Annotated in this window: 2 protein-coding genes; one reads left to right on the forward strand and one right to left on the reverse strand. The window is 67.3% G+C overall.

Annotation, left to right across the window (positions count from 1 at the left end; genetic code table 11):
• The coding region (locus AACY52_RS28685) for an aminotransferase class I/II-fold pyridoxal phosphate-dependent enzyme (RefSeq protein WP_339561121.1) at positions 1-544 on the reverse strand (544 nt) is incomplete at its 3' end.
• 105 nt (positions 545-649) lie between these two features.
• Here AACY52_RS28685 and AACY52_RS28690 point away from each other — a divergent pair.
• Positions 650-808: bifunctional adenosylcobinamide kinase/adenosylcobinamide-phosphate guanylyltransferase (locus tag AACY52_RS28690; RefSeq protein ID WP_339561122.1), on the forward strand; the 159-nt coding region annotated here is incomplete at its 3' end.

The raw sequence follows: 808 nt of genomic DNA on the forward strand, positions 1-808 counted from the left end.
GCAACGGCACGATGCTGCCGCCGTCCTCCGCATCGATGAACGCCTCATCGACCACCAGCCACCCGCCGCTGCGCGCCAGCCGCCACGCCAGCGCCATCACATCGGCAGGCGCAAGCAAGCGCCCATCGGGGTTCGAGGGGTTAGCCAGCACGATCGTGCCGCCCTGCGCCGCCCTCTCCATCGCGGCTTCGAAGGAAATAGGGGCGCTCCCCGGCAACGCTTCGGCATGGGTGCGATAGCCCGGCCAGATGTGGCGGAAGGGCCCGGGGAGACCCAGCGTCGCTAAACCGCGCAAGCCGAATTCGGTGCCGGGCAGCGCCAGAACCTGCGGCCCCCGCGCCGCGAAATAGCGCATGGCGGTCGTTTCAAGCGCATGAAGCGCGGCGTCGTCCGGCAAGCGCGTCCAGTCGAAGGTCAGCGCGTCGGCCCCCGGCCATGGCTCTGGGTTGATCCCGGTCGATAAATCCAGCCACGGTGTCGGCGCGTCGCGATAATGGAGCTGCGCTTCCGCAAGCCGACCGCCATGTATCGTCCATTCCCGCAAGCGCGCATTATCCTGTCGTCTGGTCCTACCCGCGCTCGATCGAACGGTGCAGAGTGCCGCGTCCGCGCTATAGGGCAACGGGACTCTGTTGGAACCGCCAAAGCGATGTCGATTGCATTCACACGGACACAATTGATCCTGGGCGGCGCGCGCTCGGGCAAGAGCGCCTTTGGCCAGCGCCAGGCGGAAGACCTCCCGGGGACGCTGCTCTATGTGGCCACCGCGCAAGCGCTCGATAGCGAGATGGACGATCGCATCGCGCGG

The organism is Pseudomonas sp. EA_65y_Pfl1_P113, assembly GCF_963970525.1.
In the GTDB taxonomy this organism is placed as follows: domain Bacteria; phylum Pseudomonadota; class Gammaproteobacteria; order Pseudomonadales; family Pseudomonadaceae; genus Aquipseudomonas; species Aquipseudomonas tritici.